General features: G+C 69.2%; 23 protein-coding genes and 1 riboswitch. Of the genes, 5 read left to right on the top strand and 18 right to left on the bottom strand.

Annotated features, from left to right (window positions below; all coding sequences use genetic code 11):
• Positions 1-57: 57 nt before the first annotated feature.
• Both ACQP2T_RS36895 and ACQP2T_RS36890 read left to right on the top strand, forming a co-directional pair.
• A complete protein-coding gene (locus ACQP2T_RS36895; RefSeq protein WP_433509514.1) occupies positions 58-1,740 on the top strand; it encodes an ExeM/NucH family extracellular endonuclease in 1,683 nt (560 codons plus the stop codon).
• Positions 1,741-1,987: 247 nt separating this feature from the next.
• Positions 1,988-3,598: a DUF6880 family protein gene (locus ACQP2T_RS36890; RefSeq protein ID WP_433509513.1), complete on the top strand. Its 1,611-nt coding sequence runs from the start codon at positions 1,988-1,990 to the stop codon at positions 3,596-3,598.
• Positions 3,599-3,902: 304 nt separating this feature from the next.
• Here the strand turns inward: ACQP2T_RS36890 and ACQP2T_RS36885 are convergent, their stop codons facing one another.
• Both ACQP2T_RS36885 and ACQP2T_RS36880 read right to left on the bottom strand, forming a co-directional pair.
• Positions 3,903-4,277 (bottom strand): hypothetical protein, encoded by a 375-nt coding sequence (locus ACQP2T_RS36885; RefSeq protein WP_433509512.1) that lies wholly within the window; start codon positions 4,275-4,277, stop codon positions 3,903-3,905.
• 92 nt (positions 4,278-4,369) lie between these two features.
• Complete coding sequence (locus tag ACQP2T_RS36880; RefSeq protein ID WP_433519877.1) at positions 4,370-5,404, bottom strand: iron-containing alcohol dehydrogenase family protein; 1,035 nt, start codon at positions 5,402-5,404, stop codon at positions 4,370-4,372.
• Positions 5,405-5,756: 352 nt separating this feature from the next.
• Here ACQP2T_RS36880 and trxA point away from each other — a divergent pair, with 352 nt between their 5' ends.
• Entirely contained in the window at positions 5,757-6,131 is a 375-nt protein-coding gene (gene trxA / locus ACQP2T_RS36875; RefSeq protein ID WP_357952551.1) for a thioredoxin, read from the top strand.
• A gap of 74 nt (positions 6,132-6,205) precedes the next feature.
• On the opposite strand, the gene ACQP2T_RS36870 is transcribed toward trxA, so the two are convergent.
• From ACQP2T_RS36870 to ACQP2T_RS36860, 3 genes are all read right to left on the bottom strand, one after another.
• On the bottom strand, positions 6,206-6,994 hold the full coding sequence (locus tag ACQP2T_RS36870) for an SAM-dependent methyltransferase (RefSeq protein WP_433509511.1): 789 nt from the start codon (positions 6,992-6,994) through the stop codon (positions 6,206-6,208).
• 107 nt (positions 6,995-7,101) lie between these two features.
• Positions 7,102-8,448, bottom strand: coding sequence for a class II 3-deoxy-7-phosphoheptulonate synthase (locus tag ACQP2T_RS36865; RefSeq protein ID WP_357952553.1), 1,347 nt, complete (start codon positions 8,446-8,448; stop codon positions 7,102-7,104).
• A 79-nt stretch (positions 8,449-8,527) separates the two neighbouring features.
• Positions 8,528-9,727, bottom strand: coding sequence for an FAD-dependent oxidoreductase (locus tag ACQP2T_RS36860; RefSeq protein ID WP_433519876.1), 1,200 nt, complete (start codon positions 9,725-9,727; stop codon positions 8,528-8,530).
• Positions 9,728-9,847: 120 nt separating this feature from the next.
• Here ACQP2T_RS36860 and ACQP2T_RS36855 point away from each other — a divergent pair, with 120 nt between their 5' ends.
• Positions 9,848-10,717: an anti-sigma factor gene (locus ACQP2T_RS36855; protein ID WP_433509510.1), complete on the top strand. Its 870-nt coding sequence runs from the start codon at positions 9,848-9,850 to the stop codon at positions 10,715-10,717.
• A 58-nt stretch (positions 10,718-10,775) separates the two neighbouring features.
• Positions 10,776-13,022 carry a M64 family metallopeptidase gene (locus ACQP2T_RS36850; protein WP_433509509.1) on the top strand — a complete coding sequence of 749 codons (2,247 nt, stop codon included), beginning with the start codon at positions 10,776-10,778 and terminating at the stop codon, positions 13,020-13,022.
• On the opposite strand, the gene ACQP2T_RS36845 is transcribed toward ACQP2T_RS36850, so the two are convergent.
• From ACQP2T_RS36845 to ACQP2T_RS36785, 13 genes are all read right to left on the bottom strand, one after another.
• A complete protein-coding gene (locus ACQP2T_RS36845; protein WP_433509508.1) occupies positions 12,966-13,964 on the bottom strand; it encodes a phosphotransferase family protein in 999 nt (332 codons plus the stop codon). The genes ACQP2T_RS36850 and ACQP2T_RS36845 overlap by 57 nt on opposite strands.
• Before the next feature lie 91 nt (positions 13,965-14,055).
• Positions 14,056-14,898 carry an aldose 1-epimerase family protein gene (locus ACQP2T_RS36840; protein WP_433509507.1) on the bottom strand — a complete coding sequence of 281 codons (843 nt, stop codon included), beginning with the start codon at positions 14,896-14,898 and terminating at the stop codon, positions 14,056-14,058.
• A gap of 44 nt (positions 14,899-14,942) precedes the next feature.
• Positions 14,943-15,944 (bottom strand): LacI family DNA-binding transcriptional regulator, encoded by a 1,002-nt coding sequence (locus ACQP2T_RS36835; protein ID WP_433509506.1) that lies wholly within the window; start codon positions 15,942-15,944, stop codon positions 14,943-14,945.
• Positions 15,925-17,334, bottom strand: coding sequence for a GH1 family beta-glucosidase (locus ACQP2T_RS36830; protein WP_433509505.1), 1,410 nt, complete (start codon positions 17,332-17,334; stop codon positions 15,925-15,927). Before ACQP2T_RS36830 ends, ACQP2T_RS36835 begins: the two co-directional genes overlap by 20 nt.
• Positions 17,331-18,161, bottom strand: a complete 831-nt coding sequence (locus tag ACQP2T_RS36825; protein WP_433509504.1) for a carbohydrate ABC transporter permease — start codon at positions 18,159-18,161, stop codon at positions 17,331-17,333. The genes ACQP2T_RS36830 and ACQP2T_RS36825 overlap by 4 nt, the downstream gene beginning before the upstream one ends.
• Entirely contained in the window at positions 18,158-19,108 is a 951-nt protein-coding gene (locus ACQP2T_RS36820) for a carbohydrate ABC transporter permease (protein WP_433509503.1), read from the bottom strand. Before ACQP2T_RS36820 ends, ACQP2T_RS36825 begins: the two co-directional genes overlap by 4 nt.
• Positions 19,109-19,165: 57 nt before the next feature.
• Positions 19,166-20,506, bottom strand: a complete 1,341-nt coding sequence (locus tag ACQP2T_RS36815; RefSeq protein WP_433509502.1) for an ABC transporter substrate-binding protein — start codon at positions 20,504-20,506, stop codon at positions 19,166-19,168.
• Between the two features lie 379 nt (positions 20,507-20,885).
• Complete coding sequence (locus tag ACQP2T_RS36810) at positions 20,886-22,130, bottom strand: RNA polymerase sigma factor (RefSeq protein ID WP_433509501.1); 1,245 nt, start codon at positions 22,128-22,130, stop codon at positions 20,886-20,888.
• A 361-nt stretch (positions 22,131-22,491) separates the two neighbouring features.
• Positions 22,492-22,923 (bottom strand): YciI family protein, encoded by a 432-nt coding sequence (locus ACQP2T_RS36805; RefSeq protein ID WP_433519875.1) that lies wholly within the window; start codon positions 22,921-22,923, stop codon positions 22,492-22,494.
• Positions 22,924-23,135: 212 nt separating this feature from the next.
• Positions 23,136-23,300: a hypothetical protein gene (locus tag ACQP2T_RS36800; protein ID WP_214641500.1), complete on the bottom strand. Its 165-nt coding sequence runs from the start codon at positions 23,298-23,300 to the stop codon at positions 23,136-23,138.
• A 249-nt stretch (positions 23,301-23,549) separates the two neighbouring features.
• Positions 23,550-24,233 carry a CHAP domain-containing protein gene (locus ACQP2T_RS36795; RefSeq protein ID WP_433509500.1) on the bottom strand — a complete coding sequence of 228 codons (684 nt, stop codon included), beginning with the start codon at positions 24,231-24,233 and terminating at the stop codon, positions 23,550-23,552.
• A gap of 12 nt (positions 24,234-24,245) precedes the next feature.
• Positions 24,246-24,384, bottom strand: a riboswitch (cyclic di-AMP (ydaO/yuaA leader).
• A gap of 118 nt (positions 24,385-24,502) precedes the next feature.
• Entirely contained in the window at positions 24,503-25,456 is a 954-nt protein-coding gene (locus ACQP2T_RS36790) for a Gfo/Idh/MocA family protein (RefSeq protein ID WP_433509499.1), read from the bottom strand.
• Between the two features lie 19 nt (positions 25,457-25,475).
• Entirely contained in the window at positions 25,476-26,303 is an 828-nt protein-coding gene (locus tag ACQP2T_RS36785; RefSeq protein WP_433509498.1) for an aldo/keto reductase, read from the bottom strand.
• Positions 26,304-26,395: the final 92 nt, after the last annotated feature.

Here is a 26,395-nt window from a genome sequence, read left to right as displayed (position 1 = left end):
GTTCTAGCCACTTTTTGGTGGAAATCTGTGACCGCAACTCCCTCTAAAGTGCTGGTCATGCGTGTTTTATCCAGAACTTTTCTCGTCGCGTTCGTCGTGGCGGCCGCCCTCCCCGGCACCCCGGCGCTCGCCGCACCGGCCACCGCGTGCGACACGCCGCCGAGCCGGCGCATCTCGGAAGTGCAGGGGAGCGGTGACGCCAGCCCCCTGGCCGGGCAGACCGTCACCGTCGAAGGCATCGTCACCGGTGACTTCCAGCGCGGCGACCAGCTGAGCGGTTTCTTCTTGCAGGACCCGAAGCCGGACGCCGACCCGAAGACCTCCGAAGGGCTGTTCGCCTACGCCCGTGACACCTTCAAGGACGTCGCGGCGGGCGACCGGGTGCTCGTGACGGGCAAGGTGACGGAGTACAACGGCTGGACGGAGCTGTCGCCGGTCACCGCGGTGGACGTCTGCGGCACCGGCTCGGTGGCGGCTCAGCCGTACAAGCTGCCGGACGACGGGCGGGAGTCCGTCGAGAACATGCTGCTCACCTTCCCGCAGCCGCTGACCGTCAGCGAGCACTACAACCTGGGCCGTTACGGCGAGGTCACCGTCTCCTCCGGCGGCCGGCTGTTCCAGCCGACGGACCGGCCCGGCGTGGACGCGGCGCTGAACAAGCGGCGCTCGCTGCTCATCGACGACGGCTCCGGCAGGGAGAACCCGGCCACCCTGCCGCCCATCGTGCGTACCGGCGACCTGGCCGCGGGCATCACCGGCGTGCTCGGCTACGGGTTCGGCACCTACCGCCTGCAACCCACCAAGCCGATCGACTACCGCAACACCAACCCCCGGACGCCCCGGCCCTTCCCGGTCATCGGCAACGTCAAGGTGGCCTCGTTCAACACGCTGAACTGGTTCACCACCCTCGGCTCGCGCGGCGCCTCCAACGCCGTGGAGCAGCAGCGGCAGCTCGCCAAGCTGGTGGCGGCGCTGAAGGGGCTCAACGCCGACGCCGTGGGCCTCATGGAGGTCGAGAACAACGGTCAGACGGCGCTCCAGACCCTCGTGGACGCCGTCAACGCCGAGGTCGGCGCGGGTACGTACGCGGCGCTCCAGCACCCGTACCCCGGCACGGACGCCATCCAGGTCGCGGTGATCTACAAGCCGGCCAAGCTGACGCCGGTCGGCGCGCCCCAGGCGTCGCAGGACGCGGTGTTCAGCCGGCCGCCGCTGATCCAGACCTTCCGCAGGACGGCGGGCGGCCAGCCGTTCACGATGGTCGTCAACCACCTCAAGTCCAAGGGCAGCTGCCCGGCCGACGGGCCCGACGCCGACCAGGGCGACGGGCAGAGCTGCTGGAACGCCACCCGCGTCAAGCAGGCGCAGGCGCTGCTCGGCCTGGTGAAGGACCTGCCGAACCCGGTGGTGCTCGGCGACCTCAACTCCTACGGCGAGGAGGACCCGATCCACACGCTGGAGGCGGGCGGGCTGACCAGCCTGACCAAGAGGTTCGTGCCGGCGCGGCAGCGCTACAGCTACCTGTTCGACGGCCTGGCCGGGGAGCTCGACCACGCGCTGGTCGGCCGGCAGCTGCTCAAGCGGGTCACCAGCGCGACGATCTGGCACATCAACTCTGACGAACCACGCATTCTCGACTACAACACCGAGTACAACCCGGCGTCCCTGTACAAGCCGGACGCCTTCCGCTCCACCGACCACGACCCGCTCGTCATCGGCCTCACCCTGCCGGGCCACTGATCCTTTCGTCGCGGGCGGCCGGTATTCCGTACGGGCCGCCCGCCTGTGTCGCGTACGGCGGCTCGTGTTCCTGTCGTACGGGCCGCCCGCCCATGTTGCGTACGGCGGCTCGTGTTCCTGTCGTACGGGCCGCCCGCCCATGTTGCGTAGGGCGACTCCTGTTACGTGTAGGGACCCGTGTGACGTGGACATCGAGTGCCCCCTACCCGGGGCGAGCACAGTTGATCATTGCGGGATAATCGAAATCATGGCGCTCATCCAGGTTGACGAGGAAGCCGTACGGAACCAGGTCAGCGAGCAGGTGTTCGCCGAGGCTCTGGCGCTGGTCGCCGGCGGCATGGTCGCGGGGTTGACCGAGAAGGGGACCTCGGTCGCCGCGCTGGTGAGCGGGCGTTCGGTCACGGTCACCTTCACCGCGAGCGGGATGCGCGCGGTCTGCGAGTGCCTGGACCCCGAGTTGTGCGCCCATGCGGCCGCCGCGGCGGTGACCTGGGTCCGGATGGGCGATGTGCGGCCCGCGCCCGACCTGTACGCGCTGCTGCGTACCCAGGACTCCGACTGGCTGGCCCGCCGCCTCGCCACTCTGGCCGCGACGGACCCCGCGCTCGCCGACCGGCTGCGGACCGAGCTCGCGGAGACCATCATCGGTGAGGAGTCGACCGACCTCCTCGCCGACCTGGAATCGATCATGGCGGATCTGCTGGCCGAGGCCGCGGATGTGTGCGACTCCTGGTACGAGGGTGAGTGGTATCCCGATCTCGAGGACCTGGAGGAGATCCTCGACGAGATCGACGACCTGATCGAGCCGTCACCGGACACCGCTCGCGAGCTGACCGTCCGCGCGATCGACCTCATCGAGGACGTGCTGGACACCGGGGAGGTCTATGGCGGCCGGCTCGTCGACGATCTCGAACGCGTCCAGGGCATGCATCGGGACGCTTGCCTGGCCGGCTCGCCCGACCCGGTGCGGCTGGCGGAGTGGCTGATGGGCAAGGTGCAGACCAGCAATTGGTGCACCTTCGAGAGCTCACTGCCCGGCTATGCGCCCGTGCTGGGCGATCAGGGCCTGCGCCGCTGCCACGAGCTGCTGGACGGCACCCTCGCACGCGGGATCCGCGACTACAAGCTGAGCACGCTGCGCGAGTCGCTCGCCCGCGCCGAGGGCGGCACCGACGCCGTGATCGCCCTGCTCGCCCAGCGGGCCGCCGGCAGCGGCGACATCGAGAAGATCGCCCGTCTCCTGATCGGCGAGGAGCGCCACGACGAAGCCCTGTCCTGGATCGATCGGGGGATGAGCCGCTACGGCCGCGATCAGCACCTCCTCACCCTCGCCCTTGACTGCCATCAGCACGCCGGACGGACCGAGCAGGCGCTCGAGACCCGCTGGCAGCTCTTCACCCTCTCACCGTCCACGCACACCTATCAGAGCCTGACCCGCCAGGCCGCCCCGGACGCGGCCCCGTGGCAGGCCAAGGCCATTTCACACCTCCGCTCATCGCCCGCCATGGCCCCCACACTGGCCGAGGTGCTGCTGATCGACGGGGACGTGGCGGGCGCCTGGGAGGTCCTCCAGACGTACGGACTGGACCCTGAGCTGCGCATGCGCGTGGTCAACGCCCGTGCCCAGACCCATCCGCAAGACGCCATCCCGATCTACCGGGAACTGGCCGAATCCTGCGTCAGCCGGGCCAGCAGACCCGGCTACCAGGAGGCGATCCAGTATCTCTTCACGCTACGGACGCTGTTCGAACGCATCGGAGATCAGACCGAGTTCGCCTCCTACGTCGCCCGCCTCCGCGCCGCCCACCCAGGCAAGAAGGCTTTCCACACACAACTGGATGGTGCGGGCCTCGTCTGACGCCAGCACGCCCACGCTGGCTCTGACGCCAGCACCCTCACGCCGGGCAGTGATCACGATGTCACTCGCCGACGATCTCGCGGCGAGCGCATTCCGTGATCTCTCTCCGACCCTTGGGACCCTTGGGACCCTTGCGACCGTTGGGACCCTTGCGACCTTCCCGCCTTCCGACCCTTCCGAACCTTCCGATCTCTCTGATTCCGTCGAGCGACGTGTCGAGCACCGTCCGGCCGGTCATATAAGCCGCTTTCCGCCGGATCCGATATCGGTCCGGGAGCGCAGGGCGGATGTATGCCCCATTCACTCATGGAGCCCCCGGCCATCGATCGTCTCCTGTCTGTGTCTGTCGCGCATGGAGTTGCCGCCGGCACTCCTCCGCCAGGATCGGGTAAGCCTCCGCGATGGCCGCGTAGATCCGCCGCTGAAGCAGTCGCGTCCCCTCGGCCCGGCCGATCCTCCCGAACAGCTCGTCCAGCTCGGCGTCGTAGGTGGTCAGATTGTGGCGGAGATAGTTGACCGCCCAGCGGTGCAGCGTGGGACCGTCCAGCTCATCGAGACGAGCGGGATCGGGAGTGTGGTCAAAGCGGTCCCAGATTCGTTCGGCGTCCCGGCGGTTTCGATGGTTCACCGCGCTGCGTGCCAGGACATCCCAGTCCAGAGTGGGTATCGCGATACGCACCCGCTCAATGTCGGCAAGGGTCTCCCCGCGACGGCGCTCCGCGACGGCCTTCGCCCCGCGACGTACGTGAGCTGGCCCCCGACGTACGTGGGTCAGCCCGCGACTGTCTTGACGTAGGCTCCCACGTGGTCGGCGAGCTGAGCCTCGGACAGGTCGAGATGCTCGAGGATGGTGTACCGGCCCGGACGGGTTCGCGGCGCGTACGCCACGGCTTTGGCGAAGTCGGCATCTGACAAGCCGAGATCGCCGGGGGTGCGCGGGAGGCCGTGCCGTCCCAGGCACGCGGAGATCAGCTCGACCTTGGCTTCGTCCTGACGCAGGTAGCTGCAGAACAGCGCACCGACTCCGGCGAGTTCTCCGTGGCTGGCCGTGCCGGGATAGAGCTGATTGATGGCATGCATGATCTCGTGGTCGCCACCGCTGGCCGGTCGGCTCGATCCGGCCACCGCCATCGCCATCCCGGACAGGATCAGCGACTCGGCCAGTACGGTGAGGAACTCGTCGTCTCGAGCCAGGCCTGGCTGGTGCAGGACCACCAGCGCCGCTGATCTGGCCATCGCCACCGCCAGCCCGTCGATGTGCTCGCCGGCCTCGGCAGCGGCCAGTTCCCAGTCGGCCACCGCGGACAGGTCGCTGATCGCATCGCCGATCCCGGCCGTGGAGAGCGCCGCCGGGGCCGACCGGACGCGATCGAGATCCACCAGGACGGCCGCCGGCATCACGACGCCGTAGGAGCCCGTGCCCGACTCGTGCCGCAGCGTGCTGACCGGCGAGGCGATGCCGTCGTGGCCCAGGCTCGTGGTCACCGCCACCATCGGGATGCCCGCCATGTGCGCGGCGAACTTGGCCACGTCGATGGTCTTGCCGCCGCCGATGCCCGCGATCGCCTCGAACTGGCCGGCCCGTAGTCGCTGTCCGAGCTCAACGGCGGCGGCCAGGGTTCCGTTGGGAATACGGAGCACCTCGGCCCCATCGATCCGCAATTCCTCGCAGATGCCGTCGCCCTGGCTGGGACCGACGGCGACGGCCACCCTGCCCTGCCGGGCGATCTGCAGGTCGGTCAGCAGCGTGCCGAGGCTGGCGACCGCACCGGCCCGGACGTCGACGAACAGGGGCGCGGAGAGCATGCGGGCCAACAGCGGCATAGGGGTCCTTGTCCTCGGATGGATGTCGACGGCTGCGACCGGGCTGAGCTGATCGAATGCGTGAGATTAGCAGCATCTATCGATCTTCGTGTTCGGGACGTCAACAGTCGCAATCCGCGCTGCAGCGCAAGGTCGCCTTCATGGCCGATCGAGGCATTCGCCGTGTTCGGTCCGCTAGTGCGTGGTCCCGGCAGGTCGCTGTCCAGGAAATCCCCGCGCCCGTTATGTGAGGCCCGACGGCGTGGGCATGGAATGCTGGTGGCGGGTACGTGGTTGACAGCTTTGCACCCTGGGATGACATACAGACTTCACGCGACGATACGAGGAGCCACTTGTGGCGACCATCGAGGTAACCGAGACGAACTTCAACGACATCGCCGACAAGGGGATCGTCCTGCTCGACTTCTGGGCCGAGTGGTGTGGCCCGTGCAAGATGTTCGGGCCGATCTTCGAGAAGGCGTCCGACAAGCATGAGGACATCACCTTCGGCAAGATCGACACCGATGCGGAGCAGGCCCTCGCTCAGGGCTTCGACATCAGCTCGATCCCGACGCTCATGGCGATCCGCGACGGGATCGTGGTCTACGCGCAGCCCGGCGCGATCCCGGCGCCCGCGCTCGAAGACCTGATCAGCCAGGTGCGCGCGCTCGACATGGACGCGATCAGGACCGAGCTCAACGAGGAGATGAAGAACGCCGAGCAGAACTGACCGTCGCACCATGAAGCCCCGCCGTAACAGCGGGGCTTTTCTCGTTCCACAGCCTGGTGCCGAAGACCTGACGCTTACGGTTTGCGGCCGACTCCCGCGTAGCCGACGTCGGTGACCGCCTTCGGGCCCAGCGGGGAATCGCCGGGGTCGGGGCGCCAGTCCTGAGGGTAGACCAGGCCAGGCTCGGCCAGTTCGTAGCCTTCGAAGAAGGCGGCGATCTCCTCGGGCGTCCGCAGGTTGAGCGCGGCCGTCGCCTGCCTGTAGATCTCCAGCGCCTGCGGGGTGGAGTCGGGCGCGGCGTCCACGGCGTGGCTGATGACCAGTCGGCTGCCCGCGGGTCCCGCGTCGCGCAGCCTGCCGACGATGCCGTACGCGGCCTCGTCGGGCAGGAAGTGCAGCACGGCCAGCATCAGGAACGCCACCGGGCGGCCGAGGTCGATCGTCTCGGCCAGGGTGTCCAGCAGCGGGTCGATGTCCCTGATGTCGGCCTGGACGAACTCCACGTTCGCGCCCCTGGACAGCAGGGCCCGTCCGTGCGCGCACACCACGGGGTCGTAGTCGACGTACACGACGCGCGCCTCGGGCGCGATCTCGTGGGTGTTGCCCTGAGTGGGCAGTCCGGCGCCGAGATCCACGATCTGGTCGACGCCGGAGTCGACCAGATGGCGTACGGCCCGGCGGAGGAAGTCGCGGTTGGCCCTCGCGGAGTCTCTTGTGCCGGGGAACAGCTTCAAGATCTGCTCGGCCGCTTCCCGGTCGGAGGCGAAGTTGTCCTTGCCGTCCAGGAAGTAGTCGTACATCCGGGCGATGTTGGGCACGCTCGGGTCCACGCCATCGGGGGCGCTGTCCACGATTTCTCCCATAGTTGAGGAATTCTCACCTTTGTCAGGCCGATCATAGGAGATCGCGGACGGGCGTGACCGAAGAATCCTCTGGCAGCCCCGGCCCGACCCGGGGCTGCCTGACGTACTCAGCTGGAGCGGTAGAGCTCCGCCACCCGGAAGGCGAGGTCGAGCGACTGGCCGCGGTTGAGACGCGGGTCGCAGGCCGTCTCGTAACGGCGCGAGAGGTCGTCCTCGACGATCTCGTGGCCGCCGCCCACGCACTCCGTCACGTCGTCGCCGGTGAACTCGATGTGGATACCGCCGGGGTGCGTGCCGAGCGAGCGGTGCACCTCGAAGAAGCCCGTCACCTCGTCGAGCACGTCGTCGAGCCGGCGCGTCTTGTGGCCGCTCGGCGCCTCCCACGTGTTGCCGTGCATCGGGTCGCAGATCCACGCGACCTGCGCGCCCGCCGCGGTGACCTCCTTGACCAGCGCGGGCAGGTGCTCGCGGATCTTGGAGGCGCCCATCCGGGTGATGAACGTGAGCCGCCCCGGCTCGTTCTCGGGATTGAGCTTCTCGACCAGCGCCAGTGCCTCGGAGGGCGTGGTGGTCGGGCCGAGCTTGACGCCGATGGGGTTGCGGATACGGGAGAAGAAGTCGACGTGCGCGCCGTCGAGCTGGCGGGTGCGCTCGCCGATCCAGACCATGTGCGCCGACACGTCGTACGGGCGGCCGGTCCGCGAGTCGATGCGCGTGAGCGCCCGGTCGTAGTCGAGGATCAGCGCCTCGTGCGAGGAGTAGAACTCGACGGTGTGGAACTCCTCCGGGTCGGCCCCGCAGGCGCGCATGAACGCGAGCGCCTGGTCGATCTCCCTGGCCAACTGCTCGTAGCGGCGACCGGCGGGGGACTCGCCCACGAAGTCCTGGTTCCAGGCGTGCACCTGGCGCAGGTCGGCGTAACCGCCCTTGGTGAAGGCGCGGGCCAGGTTGAGCGTCACGGCCGAGGAGTGGTAGGCCTTGAGCAGCCGCCACGGGTCGGGCGTGCGGGACTCAGGGGTGAAGGCGAAGCCGTTGACCATGTCGCCCCGGTAGGCGGGCAGCTCCAGGCCGTCACGCGTCTCGGTGCCCTTGGAACGCGGCTTGGCGAACTGCCCGGCCACGCGGCCGATCTTGACCACCGGCACCTTGGCGGCGTAGGTCAGCACGATGGCCATCTGCAGCAGCGTCTTGAGCTTGTTGCGCACGTTGTCGGCGGTCGCCCCGGCGAACGTCTCGGCGCAGTCACCGCCTTGCAACACGAACGCCTCGCCTCGGGCGACGGCGGCCAGTTGCTCCTTGAGCTGGTCGCACTCGCCGGCGAAGACGAGTGGGGGCAGGCCGCCGAGCTCGGCGACGACCTTCTCGAGCTCGCTGCGGTCGGGCCAGTCAGGCTGCTGGGCCGCCGGCAGGGCTCGCCAGGAATCGAGTTCCTCGGGATTGCTCAGTGCGCTCACGACATACGAGGGTATGCTACCGGCTCGGCGTCACCGACCCCGATGTCCACGTTGTGAGAAAGCGGCCCCGCGGGACGGGTCAGAGTTCGGGTGTCCGCACGTGCTCGGGGCGCACCCCCAAGCCGAGGAAACGCCGTACCACCCCGCTGACCAGCGGATTCCGCGGCAGCTTCGCCGGGATGCGCGGCGGCCCCACCCGGCTGTCGATCGTCGGGCCGATCAGCCGGTCCTGACCCAGGATCTGCGCGGCTTGAGTGATCCTTGTGGGCAGCATGCGGCGGCGCTCCAGCCGCCGCAACATGGCCTCCGGGATCGGCCGGCCGGCCCGCAGAGGCTCGGCCAGCAGGTTGGCCGTGGCGACCGCGTCCTGCACCGCCAGGTTGATGCCGACGCCGAACATCGGTGACATCGCGTGCGCCGCGTCGCCGATGGCCAGAAATCCGGGCCGGTACCACCGGCGGAGCCGGTTGATCGCGACCGTGAGCATGCTGACGTCGTCGAAGCCCGTGATCTGCCCGACGCGCCCCTCCAGGTACGGCAGCAGCCGCGCCACCGTCTCACGGAAGGCGTCGATGCCCTGATCGGTCAGCCGGTCGTAGCCGCCCTTGGGGATGAGGTAGGCCAGTTGCCAGTAGGTCTCCCGGTTGATGCCCACCATCGCGTTGCCGGTGGAGATCCGCAGGAACGTCTGCTCAGGGTCACTGTCGAGGCGCGGCAGCCGGAACCACAGGACGTCCATCGGCGCGCCGAACTCCTGCGGCACCAGCCCGGCGGCCGCGCGGAGCGCCGAGCCGCGGCCGTCCGCGGCCACGGTCAGCTCCGCCCTGATCTCGTGCTCGCCCGACTTGTCGCGGTAGCGCAGGCCGCGGGCCGCGCCGTCCTCGCGGATCAGGCCGTACGCCTCGGCGTTCATGAGCAGCCGGAACGTCGGATACTTCTCGGCGGCCGACGTGACGAGCTTCAGGAAGTCCCATTGAGGGACGAAGGCGATGTAGTTGTACTTGCCCGGCAGCCTGCGAAGGTCGGCCATCTGGATCGGCCCGTCGTCGGTCAGCAGGGTGAACCCGTACGTCTTGCGGTGGGGGATCTTCAGGAACTCCGCGGCCAGCCCGAGCTCGTCCAGCACCTGAAGCGTGGACGGGTGGATCGTGTCGCCGCGGAAGTCGCGGAGGAAATCGGCGTGCTTCTCCAGCAGGGTCACCTCGACCCCTGCTCTGGCCAGCAGCAGGGCGAGCATCGCGCCCGCCGGGCCGCCGCCCGCGATCACACAGGAATTCATCACGTATTGAGTTTAACTCCGTCTATGGAGAAATGCACTTGCCGTGTGCCATCCGGCACGCCCGAAACGCCGAAGTACTACCGAAGAAATGACGTGACCCCGACCGACGTGGAGTGCGACATGAGCGATGAGCTCCACACCCTTTCCGGCGCCTACGCCGTGCACGCGTTGCCGGACAGCGACGGGGTGCTTTTCGAAACGCACATGGAGGAATGCCCGTCGTGCCGGACGGAGGTACGGCGGCTGCGCGAGACGGCCGTCCTGCTCGCCCTCGCGGTCGCCGAGCCACCTCCCGCCGCCCTGCGCACCCGCGTCCTCAGGGCTGTCGCCCGCACACCACAGGCTCCCGCAGGCGCGCCGGGGGATGTGACCGTCTGGGCGGCGGGGCCGTCCACGCGTGACGTGATCGTCTGGGCGGCGGGGCAGTCCTCGGGAGACGCGACGGTCTGGTTGCCGAAGCCGTCCTCAGCCGGTCAGGTGGTGCCCGAGAGCGGCGCCGTGCCGCTGCGGCGTCGGCGAGTACGGGGGCGGGGGCGAGTGGTGGCCGGGCTGGCGGCCGTGTCCACGGCGGCGGCCGTCGCGCTCGGCGTCGTGGTGTTCGACGCCCGCCGCGACCTGGGCGACCTCCAGGCCAGGGACGGCGAGGTCGCGGCGGTCCTGGCCGCGCCCGACGTCCGGACCGTACGACTGCCGGTCACCGCGGGCGGCAGCGGCACCGTCGTGGTGTCGCGGGCGCGGGGCCGGATGGTGTTCACGTCGTCGGGCCTGCCCGAACTGCCTCGGTCGAGGGTGTACGAGCTGTGGCTGATGGGCCCGGACGGCATCCGCTCGGCGGGCCTCCTGGACCGGCGCCCCGACGGCGTCACCACGCCCATGCTGGCCGGGGCGGCCAAGGGGGACGAGCGCATCGGCCTCACGATCGAACCGGCGGGCGGCTCCAAGCAGCCCACGACCCAGCCGGTCCTGTTCGCCGAACTCCCCACAGTCTGACCAGATTTATCGGCCTAGGGATGAGACGCCGATCCACAACAGGCCGATAATGCGGATCATGCGTAGATCCGCGGCCCTGGTCCTGGCCGCCGCCGTCTTATACATCCCCCCAGCCAACGCGGACGCGGCCGCCGCGCCCGGCGCCGCCACCGTCGTGCCGGTCCAGGTCACCGGTACGCCCGCCAAACGGTTCAACCTGGTCATCATGGGCGACGGCTACACCGAGTCCGAGCAGGCGAAGTTCCAGGCGGACGTCGATCGGCACCTCAACGTGATGTGGTCCATCGAGCCGTACAAGTCCTACCGCGCCTACATCAACGTCTACCGGGTGGACATCGTCTCCGGCGAGTCGGGTGTCAGCTGCGACCCCGCCCTGACCTCGCCGAAGAAGACCACCCCGCTCAGCATGGGCTTCTGGGGTCAGTGCAACCCCGGCAGCGTCCAGCGGCTGATCACCATGGACAACACCGCCGCCATCCGTTACGCGAACCTGGTCACCGGCACGACCTCGGCCAACCGGCAGATCCTCGCGCTGGCCAACAGCGGGACGTACGGCGGCGCGGGCGGTTCCTACGCGACCGCCTCCGGCAGCAACTCCATGTCCGCCCTGATCAGCCCGCACGAGCTGGGTCACTCCCTGGGCGGCTTGCAGGACGAGTACGACTACTACCAGCGCGGCGTCCCCGGCGGCGCGTACACGGGGCCCGAGCCCGCCTCCGCCCACCACACGCTGCTGACCGAGCAGCAGATGCTCGACCAGAAGAAGAAGTGGTGGCGCTGGCTGGGCGAGCCCAGCGAGTCCGGCGGCCCGATCGGCCGCTACGAGGGCGGCATGTACGCCACCACCGGCGTCTGGCGGCCGAGCCGGCACTCGATGATGAAGACGCTCGGCTACTACTACGACCAGGTGAGCCGGGAGGTGATGGCGCAGCGGATCACCGGCAAGACGACGGTGATCCAGGACGCCACCCCGTCGGCCGCGCCCGTCGGCGCCGACCGGGTGCTCTGGGTGGAGCCGATGCGCCCCAACGGTCACGCGCTCACCGTCACCTGGAACGTCGACGGCACGGACCGGCCCGCCGGACAAGGCACGGCCCTGGACTTACGCGCACTCGGCCTCACCCCGGGCACCCACACGGTCAAGGCGACGGTCAGCGACCCGACGAGCTTCGTCAGGGACCCGGCCATCCGCGGCGCGATGTCCGCCTCCCGTACCTGGACCGTCGACACGTCACTGACCACCCCGCCCGACGGCGTGACCCCCGGCATCGTCTCCGCCACCTCGGTGGAGCGGCCGCTGGGCCGTACCGAGATCGTGTACGTGGAGACCACGCACCCGGCGGCGAGCGTTCCCGCGGTCGCGTGGGCGCTCGACGGGAAGCGGGTCGGCGAGGGCGACAGCGACCTGGACCTCGGCGCGCTGAAGCCGGCCGAGGGTACGCACACCCTCACCGCGACGGTCGGCGACCGGACGCTGACCTGGACGGTCGACGCCATCTCACCGAAGACCGGCTACGAGCTGTCGCCGCCGCTCGTCAGGTCCGGCGACACCTACGTCTACAACGGGCCGTTCTCGATGAAGCTGACCGGCACCGACGACCGGGGCGGCTACGTGGTCTCGGAGTCGAGGGTCGACGGCGACGGCTGGTTCAACTACTTCGGCTGGCCGACCTCCTCCGACCTGCCGTGGACGTTCACCGAGGACGGCACGACCATCGACTCCCTCGTGTACGGCAAGCTCCCCAGGGGGCGGCACACGATCGAGTACCGCTCGATCGACGGCTCCGGCAACTACGGCAGGGCGGGCAGCTTCACGGTCACCACGATCGCCCCGCCGCTCGCCTGCACCAGGACCCTCACCGGCGCTCAGCGCGGCCCGCTGACCATCGCTGACGGCGTCACCTGCCTGGACCACGCGCAGGTGAGCGGCTCGGTGACCGTGCGGGCGGGCGCCTCGGTGGTCGTCACCGGCGGCCGGCTCTCCGGCGCGCTCATCGCCTCGCGGGCCGCCTCGGTGCAGGTACTCGGCGCGCGGGTGGACGGCGCGCTGACGGTCGACCGCGCCGGATCGCTGGCCGTCGTGGGCGCCGACATCCGCGGCGCCGCCCTGTTGACCGCGAACACGGCGCCGATCCTGTCGGGCACCACGGTCAAGGGCGCGCTCGCCTGTACGGGCAACACGCCCGCCCCCGTGGACCTGGACGTGCCCAACAAGGTCACCGGCGTGGGCGCGGGACAGTGCGGCAAGCTAGGCGCGGGAGCCGGGGGCAAGTCCTACGAGGCGGTCCAGGACGTCCGTGAGTGAGGTGGTGGACAGGTCGCGGGCCCGCGCGTACTCGGACTCGGGATACTGCCGCGGCCCGTTCTCCACCAGCAGGATCAGGTAGAGGTAGGCACGATAGAGGTCGAGCCGGGTCCGCGCGGCGGGGGTGAGCTCCAGCGGCGTCACCTCGCGGTACCCGGCCAGCAACGGGTCGTCGTCGCGCAACTCGCCGAAGATGGTCGGCGTGACGAACTCGGCCAGCGGGTCACCCCAGAACGCCCGCTCGTGGTCGATGATCGCCTGGATCCTGGGCGTCCCGGACAGGTCCAGGAAGACGTTGCCCGCCCAGACATCGAAGTGGACGAGGTGCGGCGTGGTCACCTCGTCCAGGACGGGCGCGGCGGCGGCGAGCAGCGCGCCGATCTCCGCGGCGGGCCGGGGGAGCGGCGTCGGGTAACGCTCGGTGTCGGCCAGCAGCGCCCCCACCATGGCCAGGTACGCCTCGCGCCAGGTGCGGCCGGTGATGCCCGCGTGCGGGTAGCCGAACACCTCGCCCGTCACCGCGTTGAACCTGGCCAGATGGCGGCCCAGCTCCCTCCGGAGCGCCGCGTCGGCGCCGTCCGGTTTCACGTCGTTCCACGACACGCCGTCCAGCGTCCCGAACAGCAGGTAGTCGCCGCCGAGCACCGGATCGTCGAACCCGGCGGCCAGCAGCCTCGCCACCGGCACGCCGGCGGCGACGGCCAGCTCGCAGGCCGCCGCCTCCATCCGCAGCAGGTTGCGCTCGTAGCTGAGCTGGTCCAGCTCGGGGGGCGGAGCCAGTTTGAGTACCACGTCGCGGCCGTCGTCGAGGAGGAGCCGCCAGACCGCGTTGGCATAGCCGTCGGTGAGTTCGGTGGATCGGGTCACGCCCGCGCCGAGCGCGCGCCGGGCGAGATCGTCGAGCTCAGTGGGCGATAGACGCCGCTTCGTCCTGCTGTCCACGAGATCCGATTGTGGGGTCAGGCCGTGCTGATCGTCCAGCTCGGCCAGATCCCGTCAGGCGCCGCTGATCGTCCAGCTTGCCACAGGACCGTCAGGCCATGCTGATCGTCCAGCTGGCCACGTGCTCGCCGCCCGGTTCGAGCACCACCACGTCGGTGCCGGAGTTGAACGCGTCCGGCGGGCAGGTCATGGGCTCCACCGCCACGCCCTCGTAGCCGAGCTGCCCGCTGGTGCAGACCTGCACCCACGGCAGCACGGCCGGGTCCCAGGTCATGCGTACGCCCCCGACCCGGGCCTCTCCGGCCGCCAGTCCGGTGAAGGCGTGGTCGATCACGTGGCCGTCGAGCGCCCTGGCCTTGCGGAAGTCGTACGGGGAGCCGGACACGTCGTCCAGGGAGCGGGGCAGCAGCTGCTCGTCGGTGACCAGCACCTTGGCGGCGGGCAGCTCCAGGTCGTCGCCGAGCAGCCAGGGATGGGGGCCGCAGCCGTAGGGAGCGGCGTCGGCGCCGTCGTTGCGGGCGGTGACCGTGGTGGTCAGCCCGTGCTCGTCGAGCCGGTGGAGCACCCGCAGCGTCAGCGTGAACGGGTAACCGGCCGTGGGGGTGATCGTGTGCGCCAGGCGTACGAAGGCGTGGTGGTCCTCGGCGGCCAGCAGCTCCACGACCTGCCAGTCGATGCCGGACACCAGCCCGTGCAGGGCGTGGCCGCGCTCGGGCTCGCTCACCGCCAGCTCGTGCGTCCGCCCGCCGAACGGGTAGCGGGCCCCGCCCACCCGGTTCGGCCAAGGGGCGAGGATCGTGCCCGCGAAATAGGGGACCGGGCCCTCGGCGGGCCAGCTCGTGATCAGGTCGCGCGCGCCGTGGCGGAGCGTCCTGAGCGCGGCGCCGCGCGGGCTGATTTGCGCGGTGTATCCGGCGGCGGCGAGCTGGGGCACGGAAAAATCCTCTCTCGGGGGGTTGAGCAAAGGGTATCCCGAGGTCAGGCCGACTCCCGGCGCACCAGGTGGGTGTCGAGGATGACCACGGGCTGGCGGAGCACCTCGCCGTTGATCCGCGCGACCAGCAGCCGCGCCATCTGGCGGCCCATCTCCTCGGCCGGCTGGTGCACGGTGGTCAGCGGCGGGTCGGCGTGCAGGGCCACCTTGGAGTCGTCGAACCCCACCACCGCCACGTCACCCGGGATGGCCCGGCCCTCGAGCTTGAGCACCCGCATCGCCCCTACCGCCAGCGGGTCGGAGGCGGCGAACACGGCGTCGAGCTCCGGCTCGGCGGCCAGCAGCTCGCGCATCGCCGCCGCGCCGCTCTCCTCGGAGAAGTCGCTGCCGTAGGCGACCAGCTCCCGCGCTCCCAAGGTGAGCAGCGCGTCGTGGTAGCCGGCCAGCCGGTCGACGCCCACGCCCATGTCCTGCGGCCCGGCGATCGTGGCGATGCGCTGCCGGCCGAGACCCAGCAGGTGCTTGACCGCCTGCCGGGCGCCGGCCCGGTTGTCCATGTCGACGTAGCTGTAGGGGGTGAGGCCGACCGGGCGGCCGCCCAGCACGGTCGGCACGCCCATCGCCTCCAGCCGGCCGGGCAGCGGGTCGGCGCCGTGCAGCGACAGGAGCAGCACGCCGTCGACGTGCTGCCCCGTCAGGTAGTGCTCCAGGCGTTCATGCTCCTCCTGCGACTGGGCCATCGCCAGGATCAGCTGGAGCCCGGTCTCGGCCAGCGCCGAGCCGATGCCCCTGATGGTCCCGGCGAAGTAGGGCTCGTCGAAGACGCGCAGCTCGGACTCCGACACCACCAGCGCCACCGTGTCGGTGCGCCGGGTGACCAGCGCCCGCGCCGCGCGGTTGGGGACGTAGCCCAGCTCCTGGATGGCCTGTTGCACGGCGTCGCGGGCCTTCTCGCTCACGTTGGGTGAGCCGTTGATGACTCTCGACACCGTGCCACGGCCTACTCCGGCCAGAGCGGCGACTGCCTCAAGAGTCGGTCGGTTCATGACGTCTATTCTGCCGGATGATCTCCGAGTACCAGATAGCGCTGTCCTTGAGCACGCGCCGCTGGCTCTCGAAGTCCACGTGCACGAGGCCGAAACGCTTGCCGTAGCCCCATGCCCACTCGAAGTTGTCCATCAGTGACCAGGCGAAATAGCCCTCCAGCGGCACCCCGGCGTCGATCGCGTCGCGGCAGGCGCGCAGGTGGTCCTCGAAGTAGGCCACCCGCTCGGAGTCGTGCACCCGGCCGTGCTCCAGGACGTCCTCGAAGGCCGCGCCGTTCTCGGAGACGACCATCGGGATCGCCGGGTAGTCCCGCGCCACCCTGGTCAGCACCTCCACCAGGCCGCCCCGGTCGATCTCCCAGCCCATCGCGGTGACCGGCCGGCCGCCGTCGACGAACGACACGTGCTCGCTGCCCACCCAGGGCGAGGCGGAATCCGTGGGCGCCGCCGCCGCCGAGGCCCTGCCGCCTGGTGCTCCCGAAACCGTGAAGCGGCTGTAGTAGTTGACGAGCAGCACGTCGATCGGCGCCTTGATGGTCGCCAGGTCACCGTCCCTGATGAAGCCCAGGTCCATCCCGAGGTCGTCGAGGACGTCCTGCGGGTAGCGGCCGGTCATCAGCGCGTCGAGGAAGAACCGGTTCTGCAGCCCGTCGATGCGCCGCGCCGCGTCCTGGTCCGCCTCGCTGTCGGTGGCTGGGGTGATCGCGTAGAGGTTCACGCAGCCGCCGACCCGCCTCGCGCCCATCGCCTGTACGGAAAGGCCGTGCGCGAGGTTGAGATGGTGCGCGCCCCTGATCGCGTTCTCCGGCTCGCGACGGCCAGGGGCGTGCTCGCCCGAGGCGTAGCCGAGGAACGCGGTGCACCATGGCTCGTTGACGGTGCTGAAGGTGTGTACGTGGTCCTTCAGCGCTTCGTGCACGGTCGCCGCGTAGTCGGCGAAGCAGTAGGCCGTGTCGCGGTTGGGCCAGCCGCCCCTGTCCTCCAGCGCCTGGGGCAGGTCCCAGTGATAGAGGGTCAGCCAGGGGTCGATGCCGTGCTGTCGCAGCTCGTCGGTGAGTCGCTTGTAGAAGTCGAGGCCCTTCTGGTTGATCTTGCCGGACCCGTCGGGCTGGATCCGGGGCCAGGAGACGGAGAAGCGGTAGGCGGTCAGGCCCAGCTCCGCCATGATCTGGGCGTCTTCCCGGTATCGGTGGTAGTGGTCGATGGCCACGTCCGCGTGGTCCCCGTTGAGCACGCGGCCTGGGGTCTTGGTGAAGGTGTCCCAGATGGACATGCCGCGCCCGTCCTCGGCGACCGCGCCTTCGATCTGGTACGCCGAGGTGGCCGCGCCGAACGCGAATCCCGTGGGGAACTGCAGCCCGGCACGCGTCTGTTCCTCTTGTGTCGTCACGCCTTGACCGCACCTTCCATGAGTCCGCCGACGATCTGGCGGCCGAATGCGACGAATACCGCGATGAGCGGAATGATGGACAGCGCCGTTCCCGCGAAGATCAATGTGTAGTTGGTGGAGAACCTGGCGTTCAGCGAGGTGATCGCGATCTGCACGGTCGGATTGTCCGGAGTAAGGACGATCAGCGGCCACATGAAGTCATTCCACATCAGCATGAACGTGTTGATCCCGAGCACCGCCATGCCCGGCCGTACGGCCGGCAGCACGACGTTCCACCAGATCCGCAGGGTGGCCGCGCCGTCGACCCTGGCCGCCTCGACCAGTTCCATCGGCACCGCCTGGCGGGTGTACTGGGTCATCAGGAACACGCCGAACCCGTTGAGCAGGTACGGCAGGATGACCGCCTTGAGAGTGCCCGTCCACTCCAGGCTGACCATCAGCCGGTAGAGCGGCACCACGCCCATCTGCTGCAGCGGCACCGCCATCGTCAGCAGTACGGCCAGGAGCAGCACGTTCCTGCCCTTGAACGACAGGTTGGCGAAGGAGAAGCCGGCCAGCGTCGAGATGATGACCACCGAGACGGTGACCACGCTCGCCACGATGAACGAGTTGGTCAGGCCGAGCAGGAAGTGGGCGTCCTCGTTGTTGAGCACGGCGACGATGTTCTGGCCGAGATTCCCGCCGGGCAGGAACGGCGGCGGCACCGCGACCGCGTCGGCGTTGGTCCGCGAGGCGATGACCAGCATCCAGTACAGCGGGAAGGCGGACAGCACGATGGCCAGCGCCAGCATGACCCGGGTGATGAGGGTCGGCGACCAGTTGATCATTTGGTGCCCCCGATCCTGCGGACGAACAGGAAGTTGATCAGTGCGCCGATGAGGATGAGCAGGAACAGCAGCCAGGCCGCCGCGGCGGCGTAGCCGTAGTCGAACTCGCGGAAGCCCTGCTTGACGATGAACATCGCGACCGTCTGGAACTGGCCCTGCGACCCGCCGTCGACGTTGCCGTTGTAGAACGTCGTCGGCTCGGAGAACAGCGTGAGCCCGCCGATCGTGGAGTTGAGCACCACGAAGATCATGGTCGGTCGGAGCATCGGCAGGGTGATCTGCCAGAACTGCCGCCGCCGCGAGGCCCCGTCGATGGCCGCGGCCTCGTACAGGTCGCGCGGGATCGTCTGCATGCCGGCCAGGAAGATGATCGCGTTGTAGCCGGTCCAGCGCCAGTCGACCATGGTGGCGATGGCCAGCCACGACGGGACCCGCTCGGCCCGCCAGTTGATGGCGTCCACGCCGAACCAGCTGAGGATCCAGTTGACCAGCCCCCAGTCACGGGCGAAGAGCTGGGTGAACACGACCGCCACCGCGACCACCGAGGTCACCAGCGGCAGCAGCACGCTCATCCGGATCGCCAGGCGCAGCCGGAGCCGCTTGTTCAGCGCGTTGGCCAGGAACAGCGCCAGCAGCAACTGCGGGATGGTGGCCAGGAGGAACATGCCGACCGTGTTGACCACGGCGTTCCAGAAGTCCTCATCGGCCAGCAGCTTGGCGTAGTTGCCCAGCCCGGTCCACTTCGTGGTCCCGGCCAGATCGTAGTCGTAGAGCGAGTAGTAGAGGGTGAACGCCAGCGGGAAGAGCCCGAAGGCGGCGAACAGGATGAAGTACGGGGACACCAGGGTGTACGGCATCACCTTGACGTCCAGTCTGGAACGCCAGCGGCGGCCGGGCGGGAGGTGCTGGCTGCGCCGCACCTCCCGCGGAAGGGTGTCGATACTCATAAGAGACCTTTCGGCGGCAGTAGCCCGGCCCGCTCATGGCGGGCCGGGCAGGGAAGATCAGCCCGCGGCCTTCACCGCGTCGTCGACCAACTGCTGCCAGGCCTTGCCGTAGGGCACCGAGCCGTCGTCCATGCCCTGGATCACCGACTCGATGGCGTTCTTGACCTGGGCGTGCTTCACGCCGAGGAAGACCGGCTGGAGGCTCGACGCCGACTTGGCGAAGATCTCGCCGATGGGGGCGTTGTTGAAGAACTCGTTCTTCGCGCCCTGCACGGCCGCGTCCTGCTGCGCCGCCGTGTTGCTCGGCATGTTGCCGAAGTCGGTGAAGATGCTCGCCTCGGTCTGCGCGCTGGTCAGGTAGTCCGCCACCGCGGCGGCTTCCTTCGGGTGCTTGCTCTGCTTGGGCACCGACAGCCAGGAGCCGCCCCAGTTGCCGCCGCCGCCGGGTACCGCGGCCACGTCCCACTTGCCCTTGCCGCCGTCGCCCGCGTTGCCGCTGACCACGCCGAGCATCCACGACGGGCAGCCGACCGTGGCGAACGCGCCCTTCTGAGTGCCCGCCGCCCACTCGTCGGTGAAGTTACGCAGCTTGGCGGTCAGGCCCTGCTGGCTCATCTTCGTGGCGAAGTCGAAGCCCGCCTTCACCGCCGGGTTCTTGTCGACGATGAGGTTGTTGTCCTTGTCGAAATAGGTGACGTTGCCGTTCTTGGCCGCCTCCTGGTAGAGGACCACCTGGTAGAGGGTGTTCGTGCCGTCGGCGAACTTGGTGTCCTTCACCTTCGCCTGGAACTGCTGGCCGACCTTCATGAAGGCGTCCCAAGTAGGCCAGAGGGCGCTGACCTTGTCCCGCTCGGAGGGTAACCCGGCCTTCTTGAACAGATCCGAGCGGTAGCAGATGCTCATCCCGCCGATGTCGGTGCCCAGGCCGAACAGCTTGCCGTCGGCGGTGAGGCCGTTCTCCCACTTCCAGGCGGGGAAGTCCGCCTTGCGGGAGTCCAGGCCGAATTCCTTCAGGTCCGCCCACCACTCCGGGTGCGCCTTGGCCAGGCCCATGCCACCTTCGTCGATGCCGACCACGTCGCCCGCGCCGTTGCCCGCCTGCAGCCACTGGATCATCTGCGGCCAGTACTGCTGCTCGAACTGGTCGGTCAGGTGCTCTTCCTTGATCTGGATGTCCTTGTGCTCGGCGTTCCACTTCGTGATGGCGTTCTTGTAGCCGAAGTTCGAGCCGCCGCCGAAAGTCTGCACCCGGATCGTGACCGGTTCGGCGGCCGCCGAGGACGCGGGTGCGTTGCTGGCCGCCGGAGTGCCGCCGGAGCCGCAGGATGCGACGGTCAGGGCCGCCGCCGCCAGGGCGGAAGCCGCGGCGAGACCGCCGCGACGCTTGCGGTTCAACATGGTGGACCCCTTCTCGGGTGAATGGGTGGGGGAGGTGCACCGCGACACACGCTCCGGGCCGCGGTGGGAAATCCTTGGGAGCGCTCCCACAAAGGGTGCACTTATGGCCTGTGCCCGTCAATGCGCTGAAACGCAACCGTTACCAATGGTGCGATTTCTCATTCAAAAAGGGGATTTTTGGTTACTTACGACGCAAAGAGCCGTTTGGGAGCGCTCCCATCACAAGAGGCTCGTTTGTGTTTGCTTTCTGGGCATGTCGCCCACACACTGCGGGCTTTTCTCATGGTCACGCCCGTGGTCACGAGCGCGGTCGGGCTCGCGGTCGCGCTTGCTGCGGCGTCCGTACGGCGTGTTGGCGGGGATCAGCGGGCGACAGGGATCAGCAGGCGGCGGCGCGCTCTCGCAGCAGGGTGCGCTCGCGGGTGTTGCGGGTCATGGCCGCCGCCCGTTCGAACTCGGCGCGCGCCTCACCCTTTCGCCCCAGCTTGACCAGCAGATCCCCGCGTACGCTCGGCAGCAGGTGGTAGCCCTTCAGCGCCGGTTCGTCGACCAGTTGGTCCACCAGCTCCAGCCCGACCGCCGGACCATACGCCATGGCGAGCGCGACCGCCCGGTTGAGCTCGACGACCGGGGATCGCGACATCCGTGCCAGCGCCTCGTAGAGGGTGGCGATGGCCCGCCAGTCGGTCTCCTCGGGGGTGAGCGCCCTGGCGTGACAGGCGGCGATGGCGGCTTGCAGCACGTACGGGCCCAGGTCGCCGCCGAGATCCTCGGCCCGCTGGAGCGCGTCCAGGCCACGGCGGATGAGCAGGCGGTCCCAGCGGCCCCGGTTCTGCTCCAGCAGCAGGATCGGCTCGCCGGACGGTCCCACCCGGGCGGCAGCGCGCGACGCCTGGATCTCCATCAACGCGACCAGGCCGTGCACTTCGGGCTCCTTGGGCATCAGCCCGGCCAGCACCCGGCCGAGCCGCAGCGCGTCCTCGCAGAGTCCGGGCCGCATCCAGTCATCACCGGCCGTGGCCGAGTAGCCCTCGTTGAAGATCAGGTAGATGACCTCCAGGACCGACGACAGGCGTCCGGCCAGCTCCTCGCCCTGCGGCACCTCGAACGGCACCTGCTTGTCGGCCAGCGTCCGCTTGGCTCGTACGATCCGCTGCGCCACCGTCGGCTCCGGGACCAGGAACGCCCTGGCGATCTCGTCAGTGCTCAGCCCGCCGAGCACCCGCAGCGTGAGCGCCACCCGGGCCTCCGTGGACAGCACCGGATGACACGCCGTGAACACCAGCCGCAGCAGGTCGTCCTCGATCTCATCGGCGCCGGGCAGTTCCTCGTCGGCACCCGGCTCCTCCGACAGCTCGCGGCCCATCTCGGCCAGCTTGCGCGCGTAGCGTTCCTGACGACGCAGCAGGTCGATGGCGCGGCGCTTGGAGACGGTCATGAGCCAGGCGCCGGGATTGCCCGGCACCCCCGACTCCGGCCACTGCTCCAGCGCCGCGACCAGGGCGTCCTGGGCCAGCTCCTCGGCCAGGCCGAGGTCGTGCACCAGCCCGGTCAGGCCGGCGATGAGCCGCGCCGCCTCCATCCGCCAGACCGTCTCGATCGCCCGATGCGTATCGGAAGCCATCACCTGGCCATAAGACCAGCCCGCCCCAGCTCCCGCAAGCTCGGGGCTTGGGGGAAGGGGCTGGGGGCCGGGGGACGGTCCGCCCTCACCCCGCCGCCGGGGTGATCGTGACAAGGCCCTTTCGCGGTGCGCCCCGACCCGGCCGGGGGCGATCGTGACAAGGCCCCTTTCGCGGTGCGCCCCGACCCGGCCGAGGTGATCATGACAAGGCCCCTTTCGCGGTGCGCCGCCCGGCGGGCGAGCCGGTCGCGGAGTCGGGCCGTCACGCTGGGGTCGGGCGGCCACGCCGGGGTCGGAGAGCGGTCCGAGTCCGGGAACGGAGTAGGCGGGGAGCGGGGGCTCCCTGGCGGGGCAGCGGCTTCTACCGTTCGGCGGAACCTCTCAGGCGCTCGCGCAATGGCGCCTCGCGTTCGGCCGCCTCCGGGGTCATCGACTCGTCCGGCAGGTCGGCGGCGTCGAACACCTGCCAGACATCCAGCCCGACCCCCTCATGCCCACCGGGAACCGGCACCCGCAGCGCCCATTCGATGGCCTCTTCCCGGGACTTGACCTGGATCAGCCAGAACCCGGCGATGAGCTCCTTGGCCTCGGCGAACGGCCCGTCGAGCACCGTCGCCTTGCCATCCTTGGTGTAGGCGATCTGCGCACCGTGGGAGCTGGGGTACAGCCCTTCGGCGGCCAGCAGCACCCCCGCCTTGGCCAGGCTCTCGTTGTAGGCGCCCATCGCGTCGACGAGCTCCCGGCTGGGCAGTTCGCCGGCCTCGGTCGCCTCGTTCGCCTTCCCTACGATCATGAACTTCACGATCCGCCTCCTTCACTCTCACGAACGCGTCGAACGGTCAGACCCCGAATCGACACGTGAGCAGAGGAAGAGTAGTACGCGGCGCGGATCGACGACGCCCGTCTGGTGGGGCTGTCCCTCCCGACTTGTGGGATCCAACGCCGATCTCCCCGCGAAGACGTGGCGTCGCGGGGAGATCGGCCGGATGGGGGCCCGGTTTTGCGTCAGATGTGCTCGGCGGGGTTCGCCGGGAGGTAGAAGTTCCAACTGCCGTGTCCCTCGTGGGCACCGCCTGCGGGGCAGTGTCCGTTGTCGGGGCGGCCATTCCACCAAAGGGTGTAGCACTTGTTGCAGAAGCGCCAGTTGTCCTGCTGCGTCGTCGGTGACATGTCCCCTCCTCAGTATCGAGAACCGGCTCGCTGTCCGGCCACCGTCAGTGTCTGAGGTGACGGCAGGCCCGTGACATCCCCAAACTTGGGGGGTTGCGGTCTGATGGGCAGATAAGGCAGCCATGCGCTGTTCAGCCCAACGTGATGGGCTTTTCGGCAAGACGCTGGTACGGGAGCGTAAGACGCCGACGAGCGCGCATCCGGAAGGACGCGCGCTCGTCGGCAGGAGAGCCCTCGATCAGGAAGTCGTCAGGCGCCGTAGCTCGGGTAGCCGTAGCCGACCACCTGGGACGTCTGCCGGACGCGCTGCTGGACGCTGCCGTTGCCGGTGTTGCCCTCGATCGTGGAGATCGTGCCGTCGTGGTTGTCCTTGACGACGAAGCCGACGTGCTCGATGTCGTCCAGGCTCTTGCTGCCGCCCCACGAGAAGAACACCACGGCGCCCGGCTTCGGGGTCGTGCCCCAGTGGTTGTTGCGGGCGAACCACTTCGCGTGCTCGACCGTGTAGGCGTCCCAGCCGATCATGCTGCGCGCGCCGGACTGGTCGCCGACCCACGAGACGAACATCGAGCACCAGGCGGCGTTCAGGTAGTCCGCCCGGGTGCCGCCGTCGCGCCTGAGGGTCTCCAGGGCGCGCGGGGAGTTCATGTACCACTTCTGGAACTTGGTGCCGCCGCCATAGGCGTTCTCAGTGGTGCCGACCTGGGCCTTGGCCAGTGCCAGAACCCGCGAGACCGTGGCCTTGGCCTTGAGCTCGCTCTCCGGGTGGCTCTTCGCGGCGGCGGCGTGTGCCGGAGCCGCGGCAGCGTGGGTGGCGGTGGTGTCAGCGTGGGCGGCGGACTGGCCGGCGAAAACGGCGGCCGCGACGCTCACGCCGAGGACGGCGTGAGCGAAGGTCGACTTGGTGCCACGAAAAAGATGGGACTTGGCCATCGAGGGGGTAACTCCTTGCTTCCATGCCGCTTACCGGGTTAGCTGACGGGTTCGGACGTGGAAGCTGTCCTACGGCACGTGACGTGCCGATACACCCCAAAGGACGGTGGGTCCCCGGTTCCGCGCGAGGCGGATTCAGCGGTCACAGGACGGTCCTGTGATGCCTTTGTGCGATGGTCTGGCAACGAACGGACAAACCGGACGTATGCCTCATATGACCACAAAGGTAATGCAAGTGGCAAGGGTCTTACAAATGGATAAACCCCCAGCTAGGAGAGTTGCCCCCTCGCGTCGGCCAGAAGCCCCATCATGGCAAGGCTTTCGTCAAGTGGCATGATCGCGGATTCGGTCCTGCCTTCGGTCATGGCGTCCCGTACCTCGCGCACCTCGCCGGCGTATCCGTTGTCCGCCGGATCGAGCACGAGCTCCTCGGTCTCCATCGACGGCCCGCTCAGCACGACCCGCTCCGGCGCCCAGAACGGCGCCTTGATGTGGGCGCGCATGTCGGTGCCCACCACGAGGGCGTCGTTCGCGTACGGGCCCAGCAGCGAGCACTCCACCAGAGCCCGCCTGCCGTCCGGATAGACCAGCAACCCGCCCGCCTCCGCGTCCACCCCCGAGGGCGCCAGCGAGCCCGTGACGTGCATCCGTGAGGGCATCCCGAGGAACAGCTGCGCCAGCCCGAACGAGTAGACGCCCAGGTCGAGCAGCGCCCCGCCGCCCAGCTCCGGCGCCCACAGCCGGTGCGCGGGGTCGTACGGGGCCTTGAAGCCGAACGACGCCTGGACCGAGCGGATCTCCCCGAACCGGGGATCGGCGGCCACCCGCTGGATGAGCGGATTGAACCGGGTCCACATGGCTTCCATCAGGAACACCCCGGCCTCGCGCGCGAGGCGGACCATCCGCTCGGCGTCGGCGACGGACGCGGCGAGCGGCTTCTCGCACAGCACCGCCTTGCCCGCCGCGATCGCCGCCTCGGCGACCTCCAGGTGCTGGGCGTGCGGGGTCGCCACGTAGACGGCGTCGACGCCGGGGTCGGCGCACAGCTCCGCGTACGAGCCGTACGCCGACTCGGCGCCCAGTTCCGAGGCCAGCGCCCGCGCGCGGCCGAGGTCGCGCGAACCTACGGCGGCCACCCGCATCCCTGGCTCAGCGGCGATGACCGCCCCGACCCTTGCGGCGATGACACCCGTGGCCGCGATACCCCATGAGAGATCCTTCATGAGGAAAGATCGTAGGGAATCACCCCATCCAGGCGAAAGTGTCCGGGTTGGGGCCGATGCGGCCGTTCTCCTGGTTCAGCGCGCCGATGGCCGCCATGTCCTCGGTGTCGAGGACAAAGTCGAACACCTCGAAGTTCTCCTTGATCCGCGCCGGCGTGACCGATTTGGGGATCACCACGTTGCCGAGCTGGATGTGCCAGCGCAGCACGATCTGCGCAGGCGTCCTGGCGTGCTTCTCCGACAGCACGGCGAGCGCCGGGTCGCCGAGCAGGCCCTTGCCCTGCCCCAGCGGGCTCCACGCCTCCGTGAGGATGCCGTTGTCCTCGTGGAACTGCCGCATCCGCCGTTGCTGGAAGTGCGGGTGCAGCTCGATCTGATTGATGGCCGGAGTGATGTCCGCCTCGTCGATCACCCGGGTGAGTGTCTCGGGGGTGAAATTGGACACACCGATCGCCTTCGCCCGGCCTTGACGGTAGATCTTCTCCAGGCCGCGCCACGCCTGGAGGTACTTGTCCTGCGACGGGACCGGCCAGTGGATCAGGTACAGGTCCACGTAGTCGAGCCCGAGCCGCGACAGGCTCTCGTCGAACGCCTCCTCCGCCCGACCGTGGTTGTTGTTGAAGAGCTTGGTGGTGACGAACAGCTTCTCGCGCGGGATCCCCGAGGCGCGTACGGCCCGGCCGACGCCCTCCTCGTTCCCGTACGCGCCGGCCGTGTCGATGTGTCGGTAACCGACCTCCAGAGCGGTCGTCACGACCTGTTCTGCCTCGTCGTTCGGCACCTGCCAGACGCCGAACCCGAGCTGCGGCACCTGCACGCCGTCGCTGTTGAGTAGTAGGGAGTTCATAGGTCCCATTGTTCATGTCCCGTTTCTGGCGGCTTAAGGCGGCCGGGCTAGCTTGAAGCGGTCGTGATCGGGCTATCACCCCGCGGGGGTAA

The sequence above is a fragment of the Nonomuraea sp. CA-143628 genome, from assembly GCF_050942315.1.
Classification (GTDB): Bacteria; Actinomycetota; Actinomycetes; order Streptosporangiales; family Streptosporangiaceae; genus Nonomuraea.
The sequence above is the reverse complement of the archived record's forward strand: the minus strand, read 5'-3'. Positions and strand labels throughout refer to the sequence as shown.

Bases quoted from the DNA above. Each gene is read 5' to 3' on its own strand.
- ACQP2T_RS36835 (WP_433509506.1), bottom strand. From the start codon at position 15,944: ATGAACCGACCGACTCTTGAGGCAGTCGCCGCTCTGGCCGGAGTAGGC.
- ACQP2T_RS36795 (WP_433509500.1), bottom strand. From the start codon at position 24,233: ATGGCCAAGTCCCATCTTTTTCGTGGCACCAAGTCGACCTTCGCTCAC.
- ACQP2T_RS36785 (WP_433509498.1), bottom strand. From the start codon at position 26,303: ATGAACTCCCTACTACTCAACAGCGACGGCGTGCAGGTGCCGCAGCTC.
- ACQP2T_RS36870 (WP_433509511.1), bottom strand. From the start codon at position 6,994: ATGGGAGAAATCGTGGACAGCGCCCCCGATGGCGTGGACCCGAGCGTG.
- ACQP2T_RS36820 (WP_433509503.1), bottom strand. From the start codon at position 19,108: ATGAGTATCGACACCCTTCCGCGGGAGGTGCGGCGCAGCCAGCACCTC.
- ACQP2T_RS36880 (WP_433519877.1), bottom strand. From the start codon at position 5,404: ATGCTCTCCGCGCCCCTGTTCGTCGACGTCCGGGCCGGTGCGGTCGCC.
- ACQP2T_RS36855 (WP_433509510.1), top strand. From the start codon at position 9,848: ATGAGCGATGAGCTCCACACCCTTTCCGGCGCCTACGCCGTGCACGCG.
- ACQP2T_RS36810 (WP_433509501.1), bottom strand. From the start codon at position 22,130: ATGGCTTCCGATACGCATCGGGCGATCGAGACGGTCTGGCGGATGGAG.
- ACQP2T_RS36860 (WP_433519876.1), bottom strand. From the start codon at position 9,727: ATGAATTCCTGTGTGATCGCGGGCGGCGGCCCGGCGGGCGCGATGCTC.
- ACQP2T_RS36815 (WP_433509502.1), bottom strand. From the start codon at position 20,506: ATGTTGAACCGCAAGCGTCGCGGCGGTCTCGCCGCGGCTTCCGCCCTG.
- ACQP2T_RS36890 (WP_433509513.1), top strand. From the start codon at position 1,988: ATGGCGCTCATCCAGGTTGACGAGGAAGCCGTACGGAACCAGGTCAGC.
- ACQP2T_RS36895 (WP_433509514.1), top strand. From the start codon at position 58: ATGCGTGTTTTATCCAGAACTTTTCTCGTCGCGTTCGTCGTGGCGGCC.
- ACQP2T_RS36850 (WP_433509509.1), top strand. From the start codon at position 10,776: ATGCGTAGATCCGCGGCCCTGGTCCTGGCCGCCGCCGTCTTATACATC.
- ACQP2T_RS36800 (WP_214641500.1), bottom strand. From the start codon at position 23,300: ATGTCACCGACGACGCAGCAGGACAACTGGCGCTTCTGCAACAAGTGC.
- ACQP2T_RS36805 (WP_433519875.1), bottom strand. From the start codon at position 22,923: ATGATCGTAGGGAAGGCGAACGAGGCGACCGAGGCCGGCGAACTGCCC.
- ACQP2T_RS36825 (WP_433509504.1), bottom strand. From the start codon at position 18,161: ATGATCAACTGGTCGCCGACCCTCATCACCCGGGTCATGCTGGCGCTG.
- ACQP2T_RS36790 (WP_433509499.1), bottom strand. From the start codon at position 25,456: ATGAAGGATCTCTCATGGGGTATCGCGGCCACGGGTGTCATCGCCGCA.